Annotated in this window: 25 protein-coding genes and 2 pseudogenes; 18 read left to right on the top strand and 9 right to left on the bottom strand. The window is 67.8% G+C overall.

What is annotated here, in order from left to right:
- Positions 1-29 precede the first annotated feature (29 nt).
- The 5 genes from QA802_RS06600 to QA802_RS06620 all read left to right on the top strand — a co-directional run bounded on the left by QA802_RS06600 (position 30) and on the right by QA802_RS06620 (position 5,384).
- On the top strand, positions 30-1,244 hold the full coding sequence (locus tag QA802_RS06600; protein ID WP_334518856.1) for a PP2C family protein-serine/threonine phosphatase: 1,215 nt from the start codon (positions 30-32) through the stop codon (positions 1,242-1,244).
- Positions 1,245-1,724: 480 nt separating this feature from the next.
- Positions 1,725-2,249 (top strand): DUF2231 domain-containing protein, encoded by a 525-nt coding sequence (locus tag QA802_RS06605; protein WP_334518858.1) that lies wholly within the window; start codon positions 1,725-1,727, stop codon positions 2,247-2,249.
- A gap of 172 nt (positions 2,250-2,421) precedes the next feature.
- Positions 2,422-4,272, top strand: a complete 1,851-nt coding sequence (locus tag QA802_RS06610; protein WP_334518860.1) for a glycoside hydrolase family 15 protein — start codon at positions 2,422-2,424, stop codon at positions 4,270-4,272.
- Positions 4,269-4,751 carry a hypothetical protein gene (locus tag QA802_RS06615; RefSeq protein ID WP_334518862.1) on the top strand — a complete coding sequence of 161 codons (483 nt, stop codon included), beginning with the start codon at positions 4,269-4,271 and terminating at the stop codon, positions 4,749-4,751. Before QA802_RS06610 ends, QA802_RS06615 begins: the two co-directional genes overlap by 4 nt.
- 135 nt (positions 4,752-4,886) lie before the next feature.
- Entirely contained in the window at positions 4,887-5,384 is a 498-nt protein-coding gene (locus QA802_RS06620) for a VOC family protein (RefSeq protein WP_334518864.1), read from the top strand.
- A gap of 31 nt (positions 5,385-5,415) precedes the next feature.
- On the opposite strand, the gene QA802_RS06625 is transcribed toward QA802_RS06620, so the two are convergent.
- Both QA802_RS06625 and QA802_RS06630 read right to left on the bottom strand, forming a co-directional pair.
- Positions 5,416-6,030: an AAA family ATPase gene (locus QA802_RS06625; protein WP_334518866.1), complete on the bottom strand. Its 615-nt coding sequence runs from the start codon at positions 6,028-6,030 to the stop codon at positions 5,416-5,418.
- A pseudogene (locus tag QA802_RS06630) lies at positions 6,027-7,279 on the bottom strand (IS256 family transposase). The gene QA802_RS06625 and the pseudogene QA802_RS06630 overlap by 4 nt, the downstream one beginning before the upstream one ends.
- Before the next feature lie 145 nt (positions 7,280-7,424).
- On the opposite strand from QA802_RS06630, the gene QA802_RS06635 reads away from it, so the two are divergent.
- Entirely contained in the window at positions 7,425-7,787 is a 363-nt protein-coding gene (locus QA802_RS06635) for a DUF488 domain-containing protein (protein ID WP_266592370.1), read from the top strand.
- Positions 7,788-7,954: 167 nt separating this feature from the next.
- On the opposite strand, the pseudogene QA802_RS41460 reads toward QA802_RS06635, so the two are convergent.
- The 4 genes and pseudogenes from QA802_RS41460 to QA802_RS06655 all read right to left on the bottom strand — a co-directional run.
- Positions 7,955-8,431 (bottom strand): annotated as a pseudogene (locus tag QA802_RS41460) (GTP cyclohydrolase I); the annotation flags it as partial.
- Entirely contained in the window at positions 8,425-8,667 is a 243-nt protein-coding gene (locus QA802_RS06645) for a hypothetical protein (protein WP_334518871.1), read from the bottom strand. The gene QA802_RS06645 and the pseudogene QA802_RS41460, both read right to left, overlap by 7 nt.
- Positions 8,668-8,776: 109 nt before the next feature.
- Positions 8,777-9,202 carry a hypothetical protein gene (locus QA802_RS06650; RefSeq protein ID WP_334518873.1) on the bottom strand — a complete coding sequence of 142 codons (426 nt, stop codon included), beginning with the start codon at positions 9,200-9,202 and terminating at the stop codon, positions 8,777-8,779.
- The gene (locus QA802_RS06655; RefSeq protein WP_334518875.1) at positions 9,195-9,929 is read right to left on the bottom strand and encodes a DUF2249 domain-containing protein; all 735 of its coding nucleotides are present in this window, start codon (positions 9,927-9,929) and stop codon (positions 9,195-9,197) included. Before QA802_RS06655 ends, QA802_RS06650 begins: the two co-directional genes overlap by 8 nt.
- Before the next feature lie 96 nt (positions 9,930-10,025).
- Between QA802_RS06655 and fdxA the strand changes: the two genes are divergently transcribed.
- The 9 genes from fdxA to QA802_RS06700 all read left to right on the top strand — a co-directional run bounded on the left by fdxA (position 10,026) and on the right by QA802_RS06700 (position 17,654).
- Positions 10,026-10,355 carry a ferredoxin gene (gene fdxA, locus QA802_RS06660; RefSeq protein WP_334518877.1) on the top strand — a complete coding sequence of 110 codons (330 nt, stop codon included), beginning with the start codon at positions 10,026-10,028 and terminating at the stop codon, positions 10,353-10,355.
- A 1-nt stretch (position 10,356) separates the two neighbouring features.
- Positions 10,357-11,043, top strand: coding sequence for a helix-turn-helix transcriptional regulator (locus tag QA802_RS06665; protein ID WP_443042079.1), 687 nt, complete (start codon positions 10,357-10,359; stop codon positions 11,041-11,043).
- A 16-nt stretch (positions 11,044-11,059) separates the two neighbouring features.
- On the top strand, positions 11,060-11,239 hold the full coding sequence (locus QA802_RS06670; protein WP_319132242.1) for a cupin domain-containing protein: 180 nt from the start codon (positions 11,060-11,062) through the stop codon (positions 11,237-11,239).
- A gap of 238 nt (positions 11,240-11,477) precedes the next feature.
- Positions 11,478-11,906, top strand: a complete 429-nt coding sequence (locus QA802_RS06675) for a hypothetical protein (RefSeq protein WP_334518882.1) — start codon at positions 11,478-11,480, stop codon at positions 11,904-11,906.
- 142 nt (positions 11,907-12,048) lie between these two features.
- Positions 12,049-13,797: an aa3-type cytochrome oxidase subunit I gene (gene ctaD, locus QA802_RS06680; RefSeq protein WP_334518884.1), complete on the top strand. Its 1,749-nt coding sequence runs from the start codon at positions 12,049-12,051 to the stop codon at positions 13,795-13,797.
- 171 nt (positions 13,798-13,968) lie between these two features.
- On the top strand, positions 13,969-14,700 hold the full coding sequence (locus QA802_RS06685) for a SpoIIE family protein phosphatase (protein ID WP_334518886.1): 732 nt from the start codon (positions 13,969-13,971) through the stop codon (positions 14,698-14,700).
- A 15-nt stretch (positions 14,701-14,715) separates the two neighbouring features.
- Positions 14,716-15,198, top strand: a complete 483-nt coding sequence (locus QA802_RS06690; RefSeq protein ID WP_334518888.1) for a universal stress protein — start codon at positions 14,716-14,718, stop codon at positions 15,196-15,198.
- Positions 15,199-15,273: 75 nt separating this feature from the next.
- Positions 15,274-16,422 carry a transaldolase gene (gene tal, locus QA802_RS06695; protein WP_334534364.1) on the top strand — a complete coding sequence of 383 codons (1,149 nt, stop codon included), beginning with the start codon at positions 15,274-15,276 and terminating at the stop codon, positions 16,420-16,422.
- Positions 16,422-17,654, top strand: a complete 1,233-nt coding sequence (locus QA802_RS06700; RefSeq protein ID WP_334518890.1) for an NAD(P)/FAD-dependent oxidoreductase — start codon at positions 16,422-16,424, stop codon at positions 17,652-17,654. Before tal ends, QA802_RS06700 begins: the two co-directional genes overlap by 1 nt.
- Before the next feature lie 105 nt (positions 17,655-17,759).
- Here the strand turns inward: QA802_RS06700 and folE are convergent, their stop codons facing one another.
- Both folE and QA802_RS06710 read right to left on the bottom strand, forming a co-directional pair.
- Positions 17,760-18,428, bottom strand: coding sequence for a GTP cyclohydrolase I FolE (gene folE, locus QA802_RS06705; RefSeq protein ID WP_334518892.1), 669 nt, complete (start codon positions 18,426-18,428; stop codon positions 17,760-17,762).
- 47 nt (positions 18,429-18,475) lie between these two features.
- Positions 18,476-19,180: a helix-turn-helix transcriptional regulator gene (locus QA802_RS06710; RefSeq protein WP_443042263.1), complete on the bottom strand. Its 705-nt coding sequence runs from the start codon at positions 19,178-19,180 to the stop codon at positions 18,476-18,478.
- 82 nt (positions 19,181-19,262) lie between these two features.
- On the opposite strand from QA802_RS06710, the gene QA802_RS06715 reads away from it, so the two are divergent.
- Positions 19,263-19,700, top strand: a complete 438-nt coding sequence (locus QA802_RS06715) for a hypothetical protein (protein ID WP_334518897.1) — start codon at positions 19,263-19,265, stop codon at positions 19,698-19,700.
- A 16-nt stretch (positions 19,701-19,716) separates the two neighbouring features.
- On the opposite strand, the gene QA802_RS06720 is transcribed toward QA802_RS06715, so the two are convergent.
- Entirely contained in the window at positions 19,717-20,445 is a 729-nt protein-coding gene (locus QA802_RS06720; RefSeq protein WP_334518899.1) for a uracil-DNA glycosylase, read from the bottom strand.
- A gap of 266 nt (positions 20,446-20,711) precedes the next feature.
- On the opposite strand from QA802_RS06720, the gene QA802_RS06725 reads away from it, so the two are divergent.
- Together QA802_RS06725 and QA802_RS06730 are read left to right on the top strand one after the other, a co-directional pair.
- A complete protein-coding gene (locus QA802_RS06725; RefSeq protein ID WP_334518901.1) occupies positions 20,712-21,074 on the top strand; it encodes a DUF488 domain-containing protein in 363 nt (120 codons plus the stop codon).
- A 468-nt stretch (positions 21,075-21,542) separates the two neighbouring features.
- Positions 21,543-21,950, top strand: coding sequence for an STAS domain-containing protein (locus QA802_RS06730; protein WP_334518903.1), 408 nt, complete (start codon positions 21,543-21,545; stop codon positions 21,948-21,950).
- The last annotated feature ends 16 nt before the right edge of the window (positions 21,951-21,966 follow it).

A 21,966-nucleotide genomic window follows, 5' to 3' on the forward strand; every position in this document is an offset into this window, starting at 1 on the left:
ATGCAGACAGGATCAGCCCGAGAACGCAGGTGAGTGATCACACCAACGGGGTGCGGTGTTCGCCGTTTGCGGGGCCGGAAGAGCTGAAGGAGGCTGGTGGTGTGTTCCGCAGGCTTTTGCCATCTCGTCCATCCGACGCGCCACCGACGTCACGCGCCGAGAGCTCGGTCGAGCCTTTTCCCACAAGCGCAGTCAGGGCTCCGCTGGCCTATGTGGTCGCGCTGACGCTCCCGATCGTTGCGCTGGAACTGGCCATCGATGACCGTACAGTGCGGCTCACCCCCCTCCTGATCCTGCTGCCGGCCTTCCCGGCCGCGATCGGCACGGTGCGACAGACCGTCTACGCGGTCGGCTGGGTGCTGATCGTCATCACCGGAGTACTGATCTACCGGCCCCTCCCTTCCTGGTACAACTACGCGATCGTCATGGTGCTGGCCGCAACGCTTGGCGTGCTGGCCGTCCTGACCTGCCACTTGCGGATCCGGCGCGAGCAAGATCTCCACCGCGTCCGGTCCACGGCTGTCGCCCTGCAACGGCAGATGCTGCGCCCGCTGCCCGTCCTGACCGACCGGGTGATCGTCGACGGCGTGTACCTGCCCGTGGAGCAGGACCGCCTGGTAGGAGGAGACATCTACGAGGCCGTGGCCTCGCCATACGGCACGCGTCTGCTCTTCGGCGATGTCCAGGGCAAGGGGCTGCCGGCGATCGGAGCCGCCTTCGCCGCGCTCGGAGCATTCCGCGAGGCCGCCTTGCGCGAGCCGACACTCACCGCGCTCGTGGACGACCTGGAGATGGCCGTCGTCCGACACAACGCCTTCGCGCAGCAGACCGGCGAACCTGAACGGTTCGTCACCGCTCTCATCCTGGGAATCGACGCCTCAACGGACACGCAGGCGGTCAACTGCGGCCATCCTCCGCCCTACTTGCTGAACTTGGGAGCGGTCACCCCCGTACGGCTCGGCGACCCCGGCGTGCCGCTCGGTCTTGCTGACCTCGCTCCGAAACCCCGGACCGTCGAGTGGTTCCCGTTTCCTGCCGAGGCCACTCTTCTTGCCTGCAGCGACGGCGTCACCGAGGCACGCGGCAACTCCGGTGCCTTCTATCCCCTCGAAGAGCGGCTGCGGGCCTGGGCAGACGTTTCTCCCTGGGAAGTCGCCGACAATCTGGCCAAAGACTTGAGCCAACACACCGCTGGTGAACAGCGGGACGACATCACGGCCCTCGTGGTCCGCAGAGCCTCCTGAACAGGCACTTGGCCAGCAAGGGCACGCTCGCTCCTTCTGCTCCTCGCATTCAGCGGGTACCTACGAGCCAAGGAGCGTGTGACCGGGGACGGCACAAGGTGCAGAGGCCGGACACGGGGGCTGCAGACGTCCTGCTGGTCATTGACCTGGAGAGTGATGGTGCGGCCTACGACAACTCCCTGGGATCCCCCTACCAGTGAGGGCCCCCTTGCGGGATCCGTGCAGACCACCGTCTCGCCCGCGATCCCGGTTCCAGGCTCCGAAACCAACCTCCTCAGTGCCCCTTCGGCGTCTGACACCCCCATCCCGTCGGTGCCGTTCCGCACAGCATGAGAGATCTTCGAATCAGGCGAAGTGAGAGGCCAAGGCTCGCCTTGTCAGGCCCCAGGATCCGAACGCTGATCGGCCCCCGTTGGCGCTCCTGTACATCGAGGGAGAGGCTGGAAAGGCGTAGCCCGGACGAACCGGCCTGGAGGTGCCATGTACAGCAAGATCACCATCGCCGGCCATCCCATTCACCCGATGCTCGTCGGTTTCCCCATCGCCTGCTACACCGGCACGCTGGTGGGTTTCGCCGTCTATGCGGCCAATGGGCAGCAGTTCTGGCTCAACCTGGCCATCGCCCTCAACATCGCTGGGGTCGGCACGGCACTGCTGGCAGCCCTGCCCGGCATCGCTGATCTGGCGTTCGGCATTCCCCGCCGGTCGGCGGCCAAGACCGTCGGCATTGCCCACGGCGGCCTCAATGTCGCGGCGCTGGGCCTGTTCGGCGCGAGCCTTGCCATCTACGCCACCCATTGGGATAGCCCGGCCAATGGCGTCACTGCTGGACTGGCCCTGTCCGCGGCCGGGCTCGCCTGCACGCTCGGGGCTGGCTTCCTGGGCTGGACGCTGGTCCAGGACTACCACGTCGGTATCCGGCTCACCCCCCTCCAGGAAAGCGATGAACAGGCGGTGCAGAACGCAGAACTGATCCACCTACATCGCGGCTCCCACGTGGCGTGAGCGGCGTAGCCCGACCACTGAGCGGCGGGAGCTGTCGACCGGCCGTTCCACCGATACTTCCGCACCCCTGGCCGGCCTCCTCCTCGACCAGGAGGCAGCGGATTACCGAAAAGGGCGCCTTCAGGTGACACCTACACCGTCCAGTTCGGGTTCTCCATTGCCGGCACCGGACATGCCCGGGAGCCGGCAGCCGGACCTGCCAGACCTGTCGGACGTCCCGGCCGGCCGACCGGCACGCGCGGACGGATACACGGAACTGCGGAACTACGCGGTGATCGGGGACGGCCGCTGCGTCGCGCTCATCGCCCGGGACGGCTCGGTGGACTGGCTGGCCTGGCCCGACCTTGACTCGCCGACCCTGTTCGCCGCCGTGCTCGACCACGTCCAGGGAGGACGGTTCCTCCTGCAGCCGGAAGGGCCCTACACGACCTCCCGCCGCTACCTGCCTGGCACCAACGTGCTGGAAACGACGTTCACCACCGCAGGCGGCACGGTACGGGTGACCGACGCACTGACCCTTCCCGACACCAGCTCCCTGGCGCCCGCCCGGGAACTGGTCCGGCGGATCGAGGGCCTGGCGGGCAGCGTCCCCATGCGCTGGAGTGTCCAGCCACGCTTCGGCTACGGCGCGCACGCCCCCCGGCTGACACGTCGCGCCGGAGTTCCCGTCGTCACCTTCAGCCCTGAGGCGGTCGGGATCTGTGCCTGGAACGCGGGAGAGCCGCAGCCGACCTCCGACGCCGTCGCATCGCGCTTCCGTGCCGACGTGGGCACCCGGGCCATGCTCGCGCTGCCGTACGCGCACCGGGAACCGCTGGTGCTCCCCACGCGCGCCGACTGCGAGGCCCGGCTGGACCACACCGTCGCCACTTGGAGGGAGTGGAGTGACGGTCGCACCTACACGGGGCCCTGGGGCGAGGCGGTGCTGCGCAGTGCCCTCGCGCTCAAGCTGCTGGTCTTCGCCCCCTCCGGTGCGGTCGCCGCCGCGGCGACTTGCTCATTGCCCGAGGAGCTCGGTGGGGAACGCAACTGGGACTACCGCTTCAGCTGGATCCGCGACTCCGCCTTCACCCTGAATGCCTTCCTCAAGCTGGGGTGCGCGCCGGAAGCGACCGGCTACTTCTGGTGGCTCATGCACGCCTCCCAGCTCACCCATCCCCGCCTGCACGTCCTGTATCGACTCGACGGCGGCGCCCGCGCACCCGAGAAGACCCTTCCCCTGTCGGGTTACCGCGGCTCGACGCCCGTACGCATCGGCAATGCCGCCGCCGACCAGCTCCAACTGGACACCTACGGGGAACTGGTGCAGACCGCGTGGCTATATGCCACAGGGGGTCATCGGCTCGACGCCGACATCGCCCGCCGACTGGCCCAGACCGCCGACTTCGTCTGCACAACCTGGCAGCAGCCCGACACGGGCATCTGGGAGGTCCGCAGCGCTCCCGAGCACTTCACCCAGTCCAAGATGATGTGCTGGGTCACCCTCGACCGCGCCCTCGACCTCGCACAGCGGCGACTGATCCCCGACCGGCACGCACCTCGCTGGCGGCGCGAGCGGCAGGCCATCACCGAGTTCGTGGACGACCGCTGCTTCAGCCCGCGGCTGAACAGTTACGTGCGCTCCGCCGGCAGCGACGAGCTGGACGCGGGCCTCCTGCTCGGGCTGCTCCACGGCTATCGGTCGCCCGACGACCCGCGCATGCGCGGTACCGTCGCCGCCGTCCAGCGGGAGTTGCAGGACGGACCGTATGTCAACCGATACGTCGGCGCCGACGGAGTTGCCGGCAGCGAGGGCGCCTTCCTCGCCTGCTCCTTCTGGCTCGTCGAAGCCCTCGCTCGGACCGGCCGCGCCGACGAAGCCGCCCTCCTCATGGACCAACTCGTGCGCCTCGCCAATGACGTCGGCCTCTACAGCGAGGAGATCGACCCCGTCACCGGCGACTTCCTCGGCAATCTGCCCCAGGGCCTGTCCCACCTCGCCCTGATCAGCGCAGCCTGCGCGATCGGTCAGGCCACACGATGAGCGTCTGGGCCGCACTGGCGGGCGGGCTTGTCGGCACCCTGGTACTGACCACCGGCCTGCGCGCGGCCAATGCCTTCAGCCTCACCCGCATTGATCTGCCGTTCCTCCTCGGGACCGCCTTCACCAGCAACCGGACCCGCGCCAAGGCCCTCGGCTACGGCGCACACTTCATCAATGGCCTGATCTTCGCCCTGCTCTATTACGCGGTCTTCGTCGCCATCGGCTACAGCAGCTGGTGGCTCGGATGCGTCTTCGGCCTCGTCCACGGCCTGTTCGCCACCACCGCGCTCGTCAACATCCTGCTGCCGCTCGTCCACCCGCGCATGGGCCAACCCGAAACCAGCGCCCCCCATGTCGCACTGCTCGAACCACCCGGATTCCTCATGCTCAACTACGGGCCCGGCACACCCGCCATCACGCTCACCGCACACCTCGCCTACGGCACCATCGTCGGCGGGTTCCTTGCATGGTCAGGCTGAGAATCCGTGACCGCGCACCTGGGGAGCCTGCTGGACGCTTCCAGCGGGCACGACACGGTCCGGGTAGCGTGGAAACCGGACCGGGAAACCTCCCGAGAAGCCCTCGCATCGCGGTCGAAGGTGGAAGGGGGCCTCATGGCCTACCCACATGAAGCGGCGTCCTCCGGCCCGCAGCCGGCGCATCTTGCACCTGATTCGGAGCCGACGGGTAGCGGACCGGACGCGCGCGGACCCCGGCTGGCCTCGGTCGTGGTGTTCGTCCACGACCACGACGCATCGGCGGACTTCTACGGGGAGCTGCTGAACATGAAGGTCACCGTACGCACCGCGACCGCCGCACTACTCGTGAGCCGCAACGGCTTCCAGGTGTACCTGCGCGCCGTGGGCGCGCACGCCATCCACCCGACGGGCCACGTCGGCGCGCACTACGTGATCTGGACGGCGGACGGCCCCGACGACTTCCAGCGGTGCGAGCGCGTACTCAGAGCCCGCTCCGACCGTGTGGACACGAGGGAAGCTGAGGGCTTCACGCTCATCGAGGGCCGGGATCCCAGCGGCCTGCCGGTCCTGGTGGCCTATCCGGGACCGGACGAAGTGGCGCGGCTCGAGATCATCTCTCGCTACTACGTGTGATGCCGGAAGCAGCGGAGATTCGGAGCCATTGTCAAGAGTTGTGGATCGAGTCGTTCGCATCGGTGGTGCTGTCGCTGGGGTTGAGGAGGTAGGAGCCCCTCGCGACGCCTTGCAGGATGCTGTCGGCGGTTGCCTCAGCGGTCAGGGTGGTGGAATCCAGGACGTGGGCCTCATAGATACCCAGGTTGCGGAACTGGCCGTGCAGTGAGCGAATCGGCTCGGGGTCGGTCAGAGCGTCGTCGGCCCGGCTCGTTGCCCGTTCCAGTGTGGTGTGTTGGTCCGGCCGAAGGATGACGTAGCTCAGCGGCAGGGCCCGCTCCCGTGCCGTCACGCGGAAGAGGTCGATGAACCAGGGCCCGACGATGCCGTCGCAGATCACGTGGTATCCGCCGTCGGCGTAGCCGAACGCTGCTGAGACCAGTACCTGCAGGACTACTTGGTTCTGCTCGTGTGCTTCGGGCAGGTAAGGCGCGATCCAGCCCTGCTTGATATAGCGCCAAAAATCGTCGCTGTGCAGGTGGACGCTGGGAGTCAGGTGATCTGCCAGCAGTTGCGCCACGGTGCTCTTGCCTGCTCCGGGCGGCCCGGTCAGGACAATTACCTGACCGTGGTCAGGGGACGTCCGAGACAGGGGCGGCGGGTTCATGCCGCCACCGTGCCACGTTCGACCAGCACACCGCTTTCGAATTTGGCTCCCGCACGGACAAGGGGCACCAGGTGGGCGCCGGTGATCGCGCGCCAGCGGGCCTGGGCGGACTCTACGAGCTTGAACACCATCGCGAGTGCGGCGGCGGGGCTGCCGGCCCCGCGGGTGACCTTGGTGCGGAGCTTGACCGTGGAGAATGTCGACTCGATGGGGTTCGTGGTCCGCAGGTGGATCCAGTGCTCGGCAGGGAAGTCGTAGAACGTCAGCAGTTCCTCCCGGTCGTCGGTGATCTTCGCGACGGCCTTGGGCCATTTGGTGCCGTAGGTGCGGGCGAACGCATCGATCGCTTTCTCGGCGTGGGCGCGGTCCTCGGCGTTGTAGATCTCCTGCATCGCCTTCGTCGCGCCCGGCTGTGCGGATTTCGGCAGGCAGTTCGTGACATTGCGGGCCTTGTGAACCCAGCACCGCTGATGGCGGGCGGCCGGAAAGACCTCGGCCAGCGCCTTCCACAGGCCCATCGCGCCATCACCGACCACCAGCTCAGGGTCGCGCATGCCACGCCTGCGGCAGTCGCGCAGCAGGTCCGCCCACGACTCGGTCGACTCACGCAGGCCCTCCGCCAGCGCGATCAGTTCCTTGGTGCCGTCCAGGCGGACGCCGAGCAGGACCAGCACACACGAGTGCGTCTGCCCGAGCCTCACCTTGGGGTGCACGCCGTCGGCCCACACGTAGACGAAGTCGCGGTCTGACAGGTCCCTGGCCTGGAAGGCGGCATGGTCATCGCCCCACTGCCGCGTCAGCCGCGGGTCACCGTGGCTGGCGAGAGCCCGGCGGCCGATCCGAGGAACTGCTCCAGCGCGGGCACGAAGTCCCCGGACGACAGTCCGTGCAGGTAGAGCAGGGGTAGGACCTCGGAGATCTTCGGCGACTTGCGGCACCACGGCGGCAGGATCTTGGAGGAGAACCGCTTGCGTTCGCCGGTGGCCTCGTCCACGCGGCGGTCGTTCACCCGCGGTGCCCGCACCTCGACCGGGCCGGCGGCGGTGACGACGGTCCTGGGCCGGTGATGACCGTTGCGGACCACCAGCCGTCGGCCTGCCTCATCGGTCTCGGCAGCCAACTCGGCTATGTACTGGTTGACTTCTGCCTCCAGTGCCGCGGCGAGCATCCGCCGGGCGCCCTCACGGACGATCTCGTCGATCAGGGAACCGGACTGGGTGGAGCCATCCTCGGTGACTACGCTGAGCACGGACGTACCTTCCCGACCCGCGCGCCAACGCGGGCCTACTCGGTGACCATCACAGGATCATTCGGGAAGGTACGCCCTCCGCGTTCCACCCGGGACTGATCCACAGGTATCGAGCATTGCTCGGAGATTCGGCAGGAGGCTCTTCATGGCACACAAGCGAACGGTGCACGTCCGCCGCGTCTACGACACACCGGCGCAGACCGACGGCGCCAGAGTGCTGGTCGACCGCCTCTGGCCCCGGGGCATGACCAAGGAGAAGGCCCACCTCGACGAGTGGTGCAAGCAGGTCGCACCCTCCGTGGAGCTGCGCAAGTGGTACCTCCGCAACCCCGATCGTTTCGCGGAGTTCAGCCACCGCTACCAGGCAGAGCTCCAAGATCCCGAACGTGCAGATGCGCTGGCGCACCTGCGTGACCTCGCCGAAGATGCCACCCTGACACTCCTCACCGCCACCAGACATCCCGAGACCAGCAAAGCCGAAGTGCTTGCCGCGCTCATCCGGAGCTGACAGCACAGGAAACTGGTCTGCGGCCACTGTGGCGGTGGTGATGACGAGGGCGCCCGTCTGGAGGGCGAGGTGGTCGGCGGGGAGGGCACCGCGGGCGGTGACGACGACTCGATCCTGAGCTGCTCTTCGGTGTCGTAGGTGCCGCGCCAGGAGGTGGTGCGGGTGCTGGACTCGATCTCGCAGACGCCTCGCATCTGCGTACACAGATGTACCGCCTCCAAGTGCACGGCGACGCCATGTGGTTGCGGGATCCGCTCGAGGGCGTCGGCGAGTTGCTGGCCGACGCGGTCCTCGATCGGTTCAAGCGGCTGCGGGGACGGGTCCTCGTCGGAGTGCACTGCTGATAGGTCCGTGTTCTTCCAGGCGTTCAGCCTTCTCAATGTGCGCCACCACACTCGAGGTGACCCACCCGCAAGGCGCTCTCCGACCGGCTGGGCCAGCCGTCGATCATGGTGGACCGACTCCTCGGCCGCCTTGCGGACCGGACGGCCAAGCCGATGCGTAGGGACTGAAAGGTTGAGACCCCGGCACCGGTCTGGACTCGTGGCCTGGCCTGGTGGGTCCCCGGACCTGGCCGGGCTTCGGTTCCCCGTCGGGGCCGGGTGGGCGAAGCCTGGCGAAGATGTCCGCGCCGGATTCACCACCGCCTCGGCGACCAGGTGAACTTGTCGCCGCCGACCCAGCGGACCACATCCGGATCGTCCAGATCATGCACGGCGATGCCGGCCGCCAAGGCGGCGAGCAGCACGTCGGTGATGGTCTTCGCCTCGCCGACCACTTCGCCGTCGATTTCCACGACCCGGAAGGGCGGGGTGCCGGGCTGTACACCGAGCACTATGATCCGTGGGCTGCCGATGTACGGGACTGCGCTTTCGGCCACGATGAGCCTTCCTCTCAGATCTGTATCCGACAGCGCCCCGGCTGGTGAAGCACTCGGGCTCCGTCCGCTGGGCAGGCCATCGGGTCCGGGGCGGCGTCGGCGGGCGGGGTCAGTGCGGGGGTTCGGCTTTCGCCGGTGCATCGGGGCGTGGACGGATCTGCATGCCTGGGCGGCGTCGATGGACCGTGAGGTATTGGACGCCGCCGTCGCCCGCGGTGATGCTGCGCGTGGAGCCGCGCGGAAGCCAGAGCAGCATGCCCTCGGCCACGTGCTGCGGTTCGTCGGCCGTGCCGATGCCGACGGTTCCGTCTCCGCCGACGACGACGAGCAGGACATCCAGGTCCGGTTCGGTGTGTGTCTTGATGCGCTCACCGGGTGGCAAGTGGATGAAGTTGGCGTCGAGCTGGCGGCCGGGCTCGGCCAGTTTCCACAGTGCTCCCGTGGTTGCGGGCACCTGGCCGGTCAGCACCCGGGTGTCGCACAGGATCTGCGGAACAGCTTCCTGCGGGCCATCGGCGGCGTACGGGTCAGTCATCCGAGCCCGCCTGCCGGCCGATGCGGACCTGCCATTGCTCGGGGCCCGACTCGACGTACTCCCAGGTGAAGGTGCCGGGGTGGGCGGACTGGAACTCGCGGTGCAGCGGCTTGGGGTCGTGGTTGTTGACCAAGGTGAAGGTCTCACCCGGTGCCAGGCGGGCGAAGCGCGTGAAGATCCGCGGGTGCCGCTGGCCGTGCGGGATCTCGCGTACGTCGATGACGGCGGGGCTCTCGAGCCGGCCGCCGCTGAGCAGCGTGTCCAGATCCGCGACCAGAGCGGGCAGGTCGGCGCCAGGAAGGCGGACGAGGGCCGGCAGCAGCACGCTGCGCTCCACCGCGAGATGGGCACGCAGTACAGCCTCGGTGGTCCGCGCGATCACGGCAGCGGAGGCTGCGCTGTCGGCCGAGGACAGCTTGTCGATGTGCTGGCGCACCACGCTTGCGGTGGTGCGCAGCGCGCGGACCAGCAGCCGGGTCTCGGCCGCGCCCGCCGCGGCGGCGTACAGGGTCTGATCGCACGCGCTGAGGTAACGGAGCAGTTCGCCGGTGCAGAAGTCGCTCACGGCGGTGCGGACCGACTCCCCGGCGTCCGCGACGGGGTCGATCTCGGTCAGCGTGGCCAGCCGGCCCTGAAGCCGCTGGTTGGTCTGCTGCAGAACGCTCTGTGCCCGGACCACCGGGTCGGTCTCGGTCGACTCGATGTAGATCTCGGAAGGCGACGTCATCGTGGTGCCCCTTTTCTTTTCACCCCCGTAGCTCGATTATTACATGTAGTATTCGTAAGAACCTGGGTACCTCCGGGATGCGAGGGAAGCGGGATCATGACGTATGTGATCGCACAGCCGTGTGTGGACGTGAAGGACAAGGCGTGCATCGAGGAGTGCCCCGTCGACTGCATCTACGAAGGACAGCGCTCGCTCTACATCCACCCCGACGAATGCGTCGACTGCGGGGCCTGCGAGCCGGTCTGCCCGGTCGAGGCGATCTTCTACGAGGACGACGTGCCAGGTGAGTGGCGGGACTACTACAGGGCCAACGTGGAGTTCTTCGACGTGCTCGGCTCACCCGGGGGCGCGTCCAAGCTGGGCCTGATCGAGCGTGACCATCCGCTGATCGCCGCGCTCCCGCAGCGGGGAGAGGCGGCGAGCTGACATGCCCCCCGTGCCGAGGAGCCCTCGCCGCCGCGAGGTGCTGGAGGAACTGCGTGTCGCCCCGGCGCCTCTGGGCGTGACGGAGGTCGCCGAACGGATCGGCGTCCACCCCAACACGGTGCGCTTCCATCTGGACGCACTGGTGGCTGAGGGCCTGATCGAGCGGCAGCTCGAAGAGCCTGCCGGCCCCGGCCGGCCTCGCACCGTCTACGCGCCGCAGCCGGGAATGGACCGCGGAGGCACCCGGAGCTACCGCCTGCTGGCCCAGATCCTGCTCAGCCACCTGGCGTCGACCGGACCCGACAACGCACACCAGGCCGCCATAGAGGCCGGCCGGGCGTGGGGCCGCTTCCTGATCGACCCTGTACCGCCCTACCACCGTCCCACGGCCGAGGAGTCGGCGGTCCGGCTCACGGCCCTGCTGGACGATCTCGGCTTCTCACCCACGCCAGAAGGGGGCGGCGACGGCGGGGCGCCGGAGCGGATCCGGCTGCGGCACTGCCCCTTCCTCGAACTTGCCCAGGAGCACGGGCAGCTGGTCTGCTCCGTGCATCTGGGGCTGATGCAGGGGGCGTTGGCCGAGCTGCGGGCACCGATGGCGGCATCCCACCTGGAACCGTTCGCCGAACCGGACTCCTGCCTCGCCCATCTGGCACCCGCGCCCCCCGCCAGCTCCGCCACCGACTGAAGCGAGGAAGAACACCATGCACATCGCCGAGATCAGCACGCGTACCCGCCGCCGGGCGCCCCTCCCGAACGGTCCGATCGCGCAACCGCTCACGAGCCCCGACGTCTCCGATCAACTGGCCGTCGTCCACCTGGAACTGCCCGCGGGCGGCTCCCTGCCCGAACACGACCACGGCGCGCCTCACGGATCGTGCTGATCCCCCTGTCCGGCTCGGTCGAGCTCTGTCACGACGGAGCGAGACGGACGCTGTCCGCCGGTTCTGCCGCGCACGTCGCTACCGGGGAGCGCGTCAGCCTCGTCAATCCGGGCACGGAACCGGCATCCCTCATGGTGGTGGCTTCCCCGCCGGAATTCGCAGGCCGGCTGGCGTCCTGGCCCGTGGCCTGACCGCGTATGCGCGCCGCGTTGATCCGTAGGAGAAGGGCAGTAGATCGATGAACCACACGTCAGCCGCCGTAACCGGTGCGGCGGCCTTCGTATGGCTCGGGATGGTGCTGGCCATCTCGTTCCTGGAGACGCCGTTGAAGTTCCGCGCCCCCGGAGTGACCGTCCCCATAGGGCTGGGTATCGGCCGACTCGTCTTCCGAGCGCTGAACCTCGCCGAGGCGGCACTTGCCGGCGTGGTGGTCGTCGCGGCCGTCGTGGGAAACGCACCCGCTGCGGTCACCCTGCTGGCCGTCGTCGTGGCCGGCCTGCTCCTCGGGCAGCTGACCGTGATCCGCCCGCGGCTCAACCGGCGGTCCGACCTGGTACTGGCCGGCGAGGACCTTCCGCGTTCGCGCGGCCACCTGCACTACGTGATCGCCGAGATCGCCAAGGTCGTGCTTCTGATCGGCCTCGGCATCAGCGTTTTGGCCGTGTGACCCGCCATCAACGCCGATGCACGGCTCAGGCGGCGCCCTCTCGGTAAACTGCGTCGCATTGTCCTGAACTGATCCGGTATTGACAGAGTGGTCCCTGCAGTAGTTCGCCCGGTAAGTGACCTCACGATCCGAGGAGAGCCGCATGAGTGCGACACCCGACGCCGAAGAAGCAGCGGCAGCCGCCCCGTTGCGTGCCGGGCCCAGCAGCGTGGGAAGCATCGTGGTCAGTTGGGCGACCACGACCGACCACAAGAGAATCGGAACGCTGTACATCACGACATCGTTCGCGTTCTTCCTCATCGGCGGTGTCATGGCGCTCCTGATGCGCGCCGAGCTGGCCCGGCCGGGTCTGCAGATCATGTCGAACGAGCAGTTCAACCAGGCGTTCACGATGCACGGCACGATCATGCTGCTGATGTTCGCGACGCCCTTGTTCGCCGGTTTCGCCAACTGGATCATGCCGCTGCAGATCGGCGCGCCCGACGTGGCCTTCCCGCGGCTGAACATGCTGGCCTACTGGCTGTACCTGCTCGGCTCGCTGATCGCGGTCGGTGGCTTCCTCACGCCGCAGGGCGCGGCCGACTTCGGCTGGTTCGCCTACGCGCCACTGAACAGCGTGGTGCGCTCACCAGGCATCGGCGCCGACATGTGGATCATGGGTCTGGCCCTTTCCGGGTTCGGCACGATCCTCGGCTCGGTCAACTTCATCACCACCATCATCTGCATGCGCGCCCCGGGCATGACCATGTTCCGTATGCCGATCTTCACCTGGAACGTGCTGCTCACCGGCGTGCTGGTACTGGTGGCCTTTCCCGTGCTGGCGGCCGCGCTCCTGGTCCTGGAGGCGGACCGAAAATTCGGCGCTCAGGTATTCGACGCGGCCAACGGCGGGGCGTTGCTGTGGCAGCACCTGTTCTGGTTCTTCGGCCATCCAGAGGTGTACATCATCGCGCTGCCGTTCTTCGGCATCGTCTCCGAAGTCCTTCCCGTGTTCGCCCGCAAGCCGATGTTCGGCTACGTGGGCCTGATCGGCGCGACGATCGCGATCGCCGGCCTGTCGATCACGGTCTGGGCGCACCACATGTTCGCCACCGGCGGTGTGCTGCTGCCGTTCTTCGCTTTCATGTCGTACTTGATCGCGGTGCCGACCGGGGTGAAGTTCTTCAACTGGACCGGCACGCTGTGGAAGGGCAGTCTCAGTTTCGAGACGCCCATGCTGTGGGCGCTAGGCTTCCTGGTCACCTTCCTCTTCGGCGGGCTGACGGGCGTCATCCTGGCCTCCCCGCCACTGGACTTCCACGTCACCGACTCGTACTTCGTGGTGGCCCACTTCCATTACGTGGTCTTCGGCACCGTGGTGTTCGCGATGTTCTCCGGGTTCTACTTCTGGTGGCCGAAGTTCACCGGGAAAATGCTCGACGAGCGCCTCGGGAAGATCCACTTCTGGACGCTGTTCGTCGGCTTCCACACGACGTTCCTGGTCCAGCACTGGTTGGGCGCGGAAGGCATGCCACGCCGCTACGCCGACTACCTCGCCGCCGACGGCTTCACCGCGCTCAATTCGGTCTCCACGATCGGAGCCTTCCTGCTGGGCTTGTCCACGCTTCCCTTCCTCTACAACGTCTGGAAGACCGCCATGTACGGGCGTGCGGTCAAGGTCGATGACCCTTGGGGCTACGGCCGTTCGCTGGAGTGGGCCACGTCTTGCCCGCCGCCGCGGCACAACTTCCTCACCCTGCCGAAGATCCGCAGCGAGTCTCCGGCCTTCGACCTCCACCACCCGGACGTCACAGCCCTGGACCAGGCGGAGAACCTGGGCCGGTACGCCGACGCCCGCCGTGGCTCAGCCCCCGCACGCACGAACGGCCTGGACGACGGTGCCAAGGACTGAGGCGGAGGCGGCGCACAGATGGACAACCAACACGGCGCCGGCATCGCCCCGCCACGGCGTGGCGGTGAACCAGTCAGACCCCGATGCGGCGTCCCGGCAGCGAAACTTGCATGGAGGGGCCTTCGGCGGGACCGTGGAAAGGTGTTCCGCTGGCGAGTGTGGCCTCAGCTCATGGCCGAGTTTGCCAAGATGCGCGGAGGGCTGAGGGCAACGCAAAGGCATGGTGCGCAGCCGCCCGACATCGCGATGATGTCGGTGGTGGCGTTGACCGTTCCCCTTGTCCTGCTGGAGCTGGCGATCAGCGACAGCACGGTGAGACTGCGTCTGCTCATCGGCGACGTTCGGGGCAAGGGCTTGCCCGCGGTGGCAGCTGCCTTCGCGGCGCTCGGCGCGTTTCGGGAGACCGCCCGGAGTGAGCGTACGCGCACGGCTGTCGCCGGCGCCCTGGAGGCGGCGGTGGAGCGGCACAACGCCTTCGCGGCGCAGTCCGGGGAGCCCGAGCGCCTCGTTACCGCGCTGCTCCTCGGCGTAGACAATTCCGCTGAGACACAGGCCCTGAATTGCGGGCACTTTCCGTTGTATCTCATGACGCGGGCTTCCTCACCATCGCATTCACGGCCGAACCAGGCGTGCCGCTCGGTCCGGCCGAACTCTCCGAGGAACCAAGGACCGTCGAATGGTTCGCTTTCCCGCACGGCGCGACACTCCCGCTCTGCAGCGGCGGCGTCACCGAGACACGTGACGCCGCCGGCGAGTTCCATCCCATCGAAGAGAAGACTGCGGGGCCGGGCGGATGTGTCCCCATGGAAGGTGGCCCACAAACTGACTGCTGACCTGCGCCGATATACCGATGGCGAGCAGCGGGACGACATCACCGCGCTGGTGGTCCTCAAGGTCAACTGAACCGGAAGGCATTCCATGACGCAGTCCACCACTCGTGCACCCATCGTGGTGGGAACCGATGGCTCAGGAGCTTCGGAACTCGCCATGCGTTTCGCCCTGCAGGAGGCACAACTGCGCAGCACCAGCGTGCGTGCCGTATGTGCATACGATTTCACCGTCACCAGGGCAACCATGTCCGGATGGCTGACCGTGCCGGATTCCTACGATCTGGACACACAGATACGTGACGCCACCTACGAGTCCATTGCCCGCACGGTGGAAGAGGCCAGGCAGGAGTTGGGCGGTCCTCCCGTCGAGGTGGAGATCAAGGTGGACCCGGGTCGTCCCGCGCAGGTCCTGCTGGACGCGAGCGCAGACGCCTGCCTCCTGGTCGTGGGCAGCAGAGGCTCTGGAGCGTGGGGACGCCTCACCCTGGGTTCCACCAGCACCGAGGTCGTGCATCACGCACACCTCCCCGTCGTCGTCGTGCCGTCCAGGACGCAAGCAGAACCAACCTGACGCGTGCCCCCTGCCGCGTGCCACGGATAGACCCACAGGCATGTGGCCTGATCCGCAATCGTATGAGGAGGAAGCATCGTGGATGTGCTTACCCGCCTGTCGAAGAGTGGGGTGTCCATCTGGCTCGACGACCTGAGCCGGCAAAGACTGACCGACGGCAGCCTGGCGCAGCTGGTCAGGGAGCGGCATGTCGTGGGCGTGACGACGAACCCGACGATCTTCGCGAAGGCCATCACGGGCAGCGGCGCCTACTCCCCCCAGATCAAGGACCTGGCGCTGCGCTCCGTCGAGGTGGGCGAGGCACTGCGGGCATTGACCACGTTCGACGTGCGCTGGGCCTGCGATGTGCTGCATCCGGCCTACGAGGCAAGCGACACCGTGGACGGGCGGGTCTCGATCGAGGTCGACCCCAGGAACGCGCATGACACCGCCCGCACGGTCGCCGAAGCGCGGGCGCTGTGGTGGCTGGTGGACCGCCCTAATCTGTTCGTGAAGATCCCGGCAGCCAAGCAGGGCCTGGAAGCGATCAGCGCGTGTCTGGCCGAGGGCATCAGCATCAACGTCACGCTGCTGTTCTCGCTGGAGCGCTACGACGCGGTCGCGGAGGCGTTCTTGACCGGCATGGAACGCGCCCGCGACGGAGGGCACGACCTGTCCAAGATCGCGTCCGTGGCGTCGTTCTTCGTCTCCCGGGTGGATACCGAGATCGACCGGCGGCTCGACCGCCTGGGCGGCGACCGGGCCGCCGCCCTGCGCGGGCGGGCCGCGGTCGCCAATGCCCGGATCGCCTACGAGCACTACGAGCGCACCCTCGCCACGGACCGGTGGAAGCGCCTGGAGCGGGCCGGTGCCAGACCGCAGCGCCTGCTGTGGGCTTCCACGGGCGTGAAGGACCCGGCCTACGCCGACACCCGGTACGTGATGGACCTGGTCGCCCTCGACGTCGTCAGCACCATGCCTGAGGCGACACTCAACGCTGTTGCCGACCACGGCGTGCTCCCGGCCGGCAGCATCGGCGATACCTACGGCGAGGCACACAACATCCTCGACGAACTGGCCGGACTTGGCATCGAGTACGCCGACGTCGTCCAGATGCTGGAGGACGAGGGCGTGCAGAAGTTCGACGCCAGCTGGGACGAGCTGGCCGGGAAGCTCGCTGAGGGCCTGACCACGCCGGCAGCATCCGGACGCGAAGCGACCGACAAGAGCAGGGAGGACGCGTGATGGCCCAGGCCACGTTCGTGATCGCCGGGGCGAGCCTGGCCGGCGCCAAGGGCGCCGAAGCACTGCGCGGGCACGGCTTCGAGGGCCGGATCGTACTCATCGGGGATGAGCCGGAGCCGCCGTACGAACGCCCGCCGCTGTCCAAGGGGTATCTGCAGGGCAAGCAGGACCGCGAGACGATCTTCGTCCACCCTCCTCAGTGGTACACCGACCATGACATCGAGCTACGGCTGGACACCACCGTCACCGCGCTCGACCGCCACCGGCGCACGGTCACCGTCTCCGGTGGCGAGACGATCGGCTACGACAAGCTGCTGCTGGCCACCGGTGCCTCCCCGCGTCGCCTCCCGGTACCTGGCGCGGACTTCGACGACGTGCTCTACCTGCGCCGCGTCGGCGACTGCGAACGCATCCGATCGACGTTCCGGACCGCCTCCCGCATGGTCTTCGTCGGCGGGGGCTGGATCGGCCTCGAGGTGGCCTCCGCCGCCCGGACCGCCGGCGTCGAGGTCACTATCCTGGAAGCGGGCGAACTGCCGCTGCTGCGCGTCCTGGGCCCGCAGATCGCGCCCGTGTTCGCCGACCTCCACCGGGAACACGGCGTCGACCTGCGAGTCAGCGCGCAGGTCACCGAGATCGCCGACACCGGCCAGAAGGCCGCCGGGGTGCTGCTGGCCGACGGGACCCGCATCGACGCCGACGCGGTCGTGGTCGGCATCGGCGCCGTCCCCAACACCCAACTGGCCACCGACTCCGTTCTGCAGGTCGACAACGGCGTCGTGGTCGACGCCTCCCTGCGCAGCTCCGACCCGCACATCTACGCGGTCGGTGACGTGGCCAACGCCTTTCACCGCGGGCTGGACAAACACATACGCGTGGAGCACTGGGCCAACGCCCTGCACCAGCCCGAGACGGCCGCCCGCTCCATGCTGGGTGAGCGGTCGATCTACGACCGGGTGCCGTATTTCTTCACCGACCAGTACGACCTGGGCATGGAGTACGCGGGCTATGCAGAGCCCGGCCAGTACGACGACGTCGTCGTACGTGGCGACCTGTCCCGACGCGAGTTCATCGCATTCTGGCTGGCCGACGGACGTGTACTGGCCGGCATGAACGTCAATATCTGGGACGTCAACGACACGATCCAGCACCTGATCCGCTCCGGCAACCAGATCGACCGGGACAAACTCGCAGATCCGGACCTACCACTGGACCAGCTCATCCCCAACTGACGCAGCACTTGGGCCAATTGCACCACCCACTGCATCACTCCGGTGGAGGTGTTGGTTTCGAGGATGGACGCTGTCGGGCTGGCTCGTCCACTGAAGTACGGGGGGTCAGGTGGTCAGGCCAGTGAGGGAGAGGAACTCGGCTCGTGTGCGGGCGTCGTGGCGAAGGGTGCCGAGGAGCGTCGAGGTGAGAGTGCTCGAGCCGGTGGCCTGGACGCCGCGGAGGGTCATGCAGGTATGTTCGGCCTCGATGACGACCCCGACGCCCTTGGGCTCCAGGTGGGCCTGCAGCCAGTCGGCGACCTGTTTCGTCAGGCGTTCCTGGACCTGGGGACGGCATGCGAAGTACTCGACGACGCGGGCCAGTTTGGACAGGCCGAGGATGCGGTGTCCGGGCAGGTAGCCCACGTGTGCGGTGCCGACAAAGGGCAGAAGGTGGTGTTCGCAAACCGAGCGGACAGGGATGCTGCGTGCCAGCACGAGTTCGTCGTAGCCCTCGTCGTTGGGGAAGGTCGTCAGGTCGAAGGGGCGGGGGCTGAACAGTTCGGCGTAGGCGCGGGCCATACGACCCGGGGTGCCCTGCAGGCTCTCGGTATCGGTGTCGAGGCCGAGCGCTTGCAGGAACCGGGCGGCGGCGCGTTCGGCCTCGCTCAGGTCGATACGGCCGGTGTCGTGCACGACGCGCAGCGGGGAGATGGAGGGTATCGACGTCTCAACTTCGGGGACGCGGGCGGATCCGGTGGGTGTGTCAGGGGTGATGGGTGCAGCAAGGTCCATGACGTACTCCTCGGGTGAGGGAAAGGCATTGCAGGCGGCGGTAGGCGTCAGGAAGGAGTTGGTGTCTCAGGTGAGTAGCGGGACGGCTCGAGGCGGACGCAGCAGTGTCCCTGGCTGGGCGCGAGGCGCGCTTGGAAGCCGCCTTCGTCGAGCCCTTGGAGCACGCCGTGGAGCAGGTGGAGGTTCATGCCGCACACCGTCTGGGTGTGTTCGCGGGCGAGCACGTGGAAGGGGCAGTTGCCCAGAACGACGGCATCACCGTCATGGCGGGGCTCGAATCCGTATCGCTCCAGCAGGTCGAACACGCCCGTGCGGCTCTGGCCGGCCAACTGCGTGCCCAGTTCGCGGGCTTTGCGGTGCAGCACGCTGCGCACCGGCTCGCCGGTGGCCTCGGATTCCTCCAGGGCCTGCGCGAGGAGCCGTCCGGCCAGTTCGTAGTGCCGCTCCGGCAGACTGACGGTGACCTGTTTGGTGGAGCGCTTGTAGAGCTTGGCCGGCCTGCCCGCTCCCGGCCCCGTGCGTCCACTGCGCCGTTCGTAGACGACGTCGAGCAGTGATTCCGCAGCCAAGCGGTCCAGATGAAAGGCCGCAGTCTGCCGGGCCAGGCCAAGGGCTTCGGCTGCCTCGTCGCGGCTGACCGGGCTAGGCCGGCGCACGACGTGTTCGTAGAGCCTCCTGCGCGTCGGCTCGTCCAGAGCAGCGACGGCGGAGACGTCGGGATGGGGTGCTTCCTTCGGGTGGTCCACGAACACCAGTGTAAAACCCACAGCCATTGATTAAAGAAGGGTTCTACGCTTCTATAGACAGTGAGAGTTGTCGATAGAGGGAGCCGACATGTCGTCCGCAACCGCAAACCCCACGTCCGCCGCCCGTCGGCGGGCTGTGCTGACCGATCCCAGCTACCAGGCTTTCGTCATCCTGCGTACCGCGTTCACTGTGGCGCCGATCCTGTTCGGGCTGGACAAGTTCGCCAACCTGCTCGTTGACTGGCCCACCTACCTCGCTCCCTGGATCAACGACATCGTTCCGGGCAGCGCCCAAGGCGCCATGTACGCCGTCGGTGTCATCGAGATCGTGGCCGGCATCGCCGTGGCCGTCGCACCACGGTTCGGGGGCTGGCTGGTGGCCGGATGGCTGGCCGGCATCATCGTCAACCTGCTGACCATCCCGGACTACTACGACATCGCGCTGCGCGATTTCGGGCTGCTGCTCGCCGCGGTCGCCCTTGCCCGACTCGCCCAGCATTACCACGGCAAGCGGCGAGCGAGCTGAAGCCCGTACAGGATCCCTAGCGGCGAGGTCGGCCGTGGTGGGCCGGGAGCCCGGCGAGATCGGTGCTGCGGCGCAGCACGTCGCGGAGCATGGCCGGGGTCAGGGTGCGGGTAGACATGTTGCGCTGGCTGGGGTGGTAGCCGCCGACCAGGTGCAGTGGCCGTCCGCCGCCCGGATCGGCGAGCAGCGCCTCGCAGCCGTGCCCGAAGACCGGGCGCGGGCGGGGCAGTCGCCATCCCGCTTCCGCGAGCACCGGCAGCAGGGCCTGCCAGGCGAACGCGCCGAGCGCGACGACCGCCCGCAGGGTGGGCCGCAGCAGTTCCAGTTCTCGGGCGAGCCAGGGCCGGCAGGTGTCCCGCTCACCGGTGGTGGGCCGGTTGTCGGGCGGGGCACAGTGCACCGGCACCGTGATCCGCACCCCGTACAGTTCCAGCCCGTCGTCCCGGTGGGTCGCGGTGGGCCGGGAGGCCAGCCCGAGGTCGTACAAGGCGGCGTACAGCGCATCGCCGGACGGGTCGCCGGTGAAGATGCGCCCGGTGCGGTTGCCGCCGTGCGCGGCGGGAGCCAGACCGACGATCGTCAGCGGTGCGTCCGACGGTCCGAAACCGGGCACCGGACGGGCCCAGTACTCCCAGTCCCGAAACGCCCTGCGCTTGACCCGCGCAGCCTCCTCCCGCCAAGCCACCAGGCGCGGACAGGCCCGGCAGGTGGCCACCGCCGCGTCCACCTCGCTCGGTGAACTCATCCGGGGGGCCGTCCGCGCGGGAAATGCGGGTGACTCGGCCGGGGGACGTCTGCTGGGCACACCGGGCTCCTCGTCGATACGTCGTACTGCACGCCGCCGCTCTGCACCGGGGGGCGGCTGTGGGGGCCGACCGGACACAGCTCTGACGGGTTCGGATGAGCTGTCGCCGATAAAATGGGAGAGTCGGAATCATCTGCCTCGCAGGGGATGCACATGTCGGCCCGCTTGAGAGCTGGGGCGGCCGACCGATCTGGAAAGGCACCCTTATGGCCAAACAGATCACCTATCGCCGAGTCTACGAGGAGCCCTCGCCGAAGGACGGCAAACGCGTGCTGGTCGACCGTGTCTGGCCGCGGGGCATGCGCAAGGAGGAGGCGCGTCTGGACGAGTGGCTCCGCGATGTCGCCCCGTCGACCGATCTACGCAAGTGGTACGGCCATGAACCTGGCCGCTTCGCCGAGTTCCGCCGCCGCTACCTGGCGGAACTGCGTGACGCCGGTCACCGCGAGGCAGTCGAGCATCTGCGTGATCTGGCTGGGCACGACAGGCTCTTGCTGCTGACCGCCACCAAGGACGTGGACCACAGCCAGGCCGCCGTCCTCGCCGAGTGGCTGACCAAGAGCAGCTGACCAACGCGCGAGACACTAGTGGTGTCGGCCCCCGGCGGACCGCGATCGGGCATGCCCGATCGACCGTCCTCGCTTCGCCGTCCCCGGGACTTCGAGCGTCCGGAGCCTTGACCTCCTCCCCTTCGTGAACGAAAGGGATTCCTTCCCTCTCGGGTCGGGCTTTCTGCTTCACAGTCCGCAGCCACCTGGGGTTACCAGCAAGGGACGGCGTACCGCCCATGGTCTTACGCAAGCTCCACAGACCTGACTTCCCGCCAGCCCGGCGGTAGACCCGGACGGCTTGTTTATCGCCGACCGGGCACTACCGACCTTATCGCCCGATCAGCATCACTCCTGACGCTCGGTGACGAATGGTCTTTCGCCCAGGGGCGAAACCCCGCTCCCTGTCCTGCTCCGCAGGAGTCCGTTTCCTCCCCCGCCTGAACGCGGGGGTATCCACGGAGGAATCCCGATGAAAAGGGGATGATCATGCGAACGAACATCATCCGGCACGAGACCATGATGGTGAGCTACGACGTGGTCAACGGCTGGACGGTTGTCGAAGTCGACGGTGACGTGGACGCCCATACCGCCCCCATGATCCGCGAAGCAGTCATCAAACTTGTCGACGAGGGGCACCGCCACTTCGTCCTGGACCTGGGCTTCGTCACCTTCATGGACTCGATGGGGCTGGGCGTGATTGTGGCGATCACCAAACGCATCCGAGAACACGAAGGTTCGCTGCGTATCGCATCCGTCTCTGGCCGGATACTCAAGATCTTCGACCTCAGCGGCATGCGCGAGAGCTACGAGATCTACCCGTCGACACCGGATGCGACGCAATCCGTTCCCGCGCCCGGCAGCCTCGCGCACTGGCCGCATCGCTCCTCCCACTGAGGAACGCTGCTGGGCC

The sequence above is a fragment of the Streptomyces sp. B21-105 genome, assembly GCF_036898465.1.
Classification (GTDB): Bacteria; Actinomycetota; Actinomycetes; order Streptomycetales; family Streptomycetaceae; genus Streptomyces.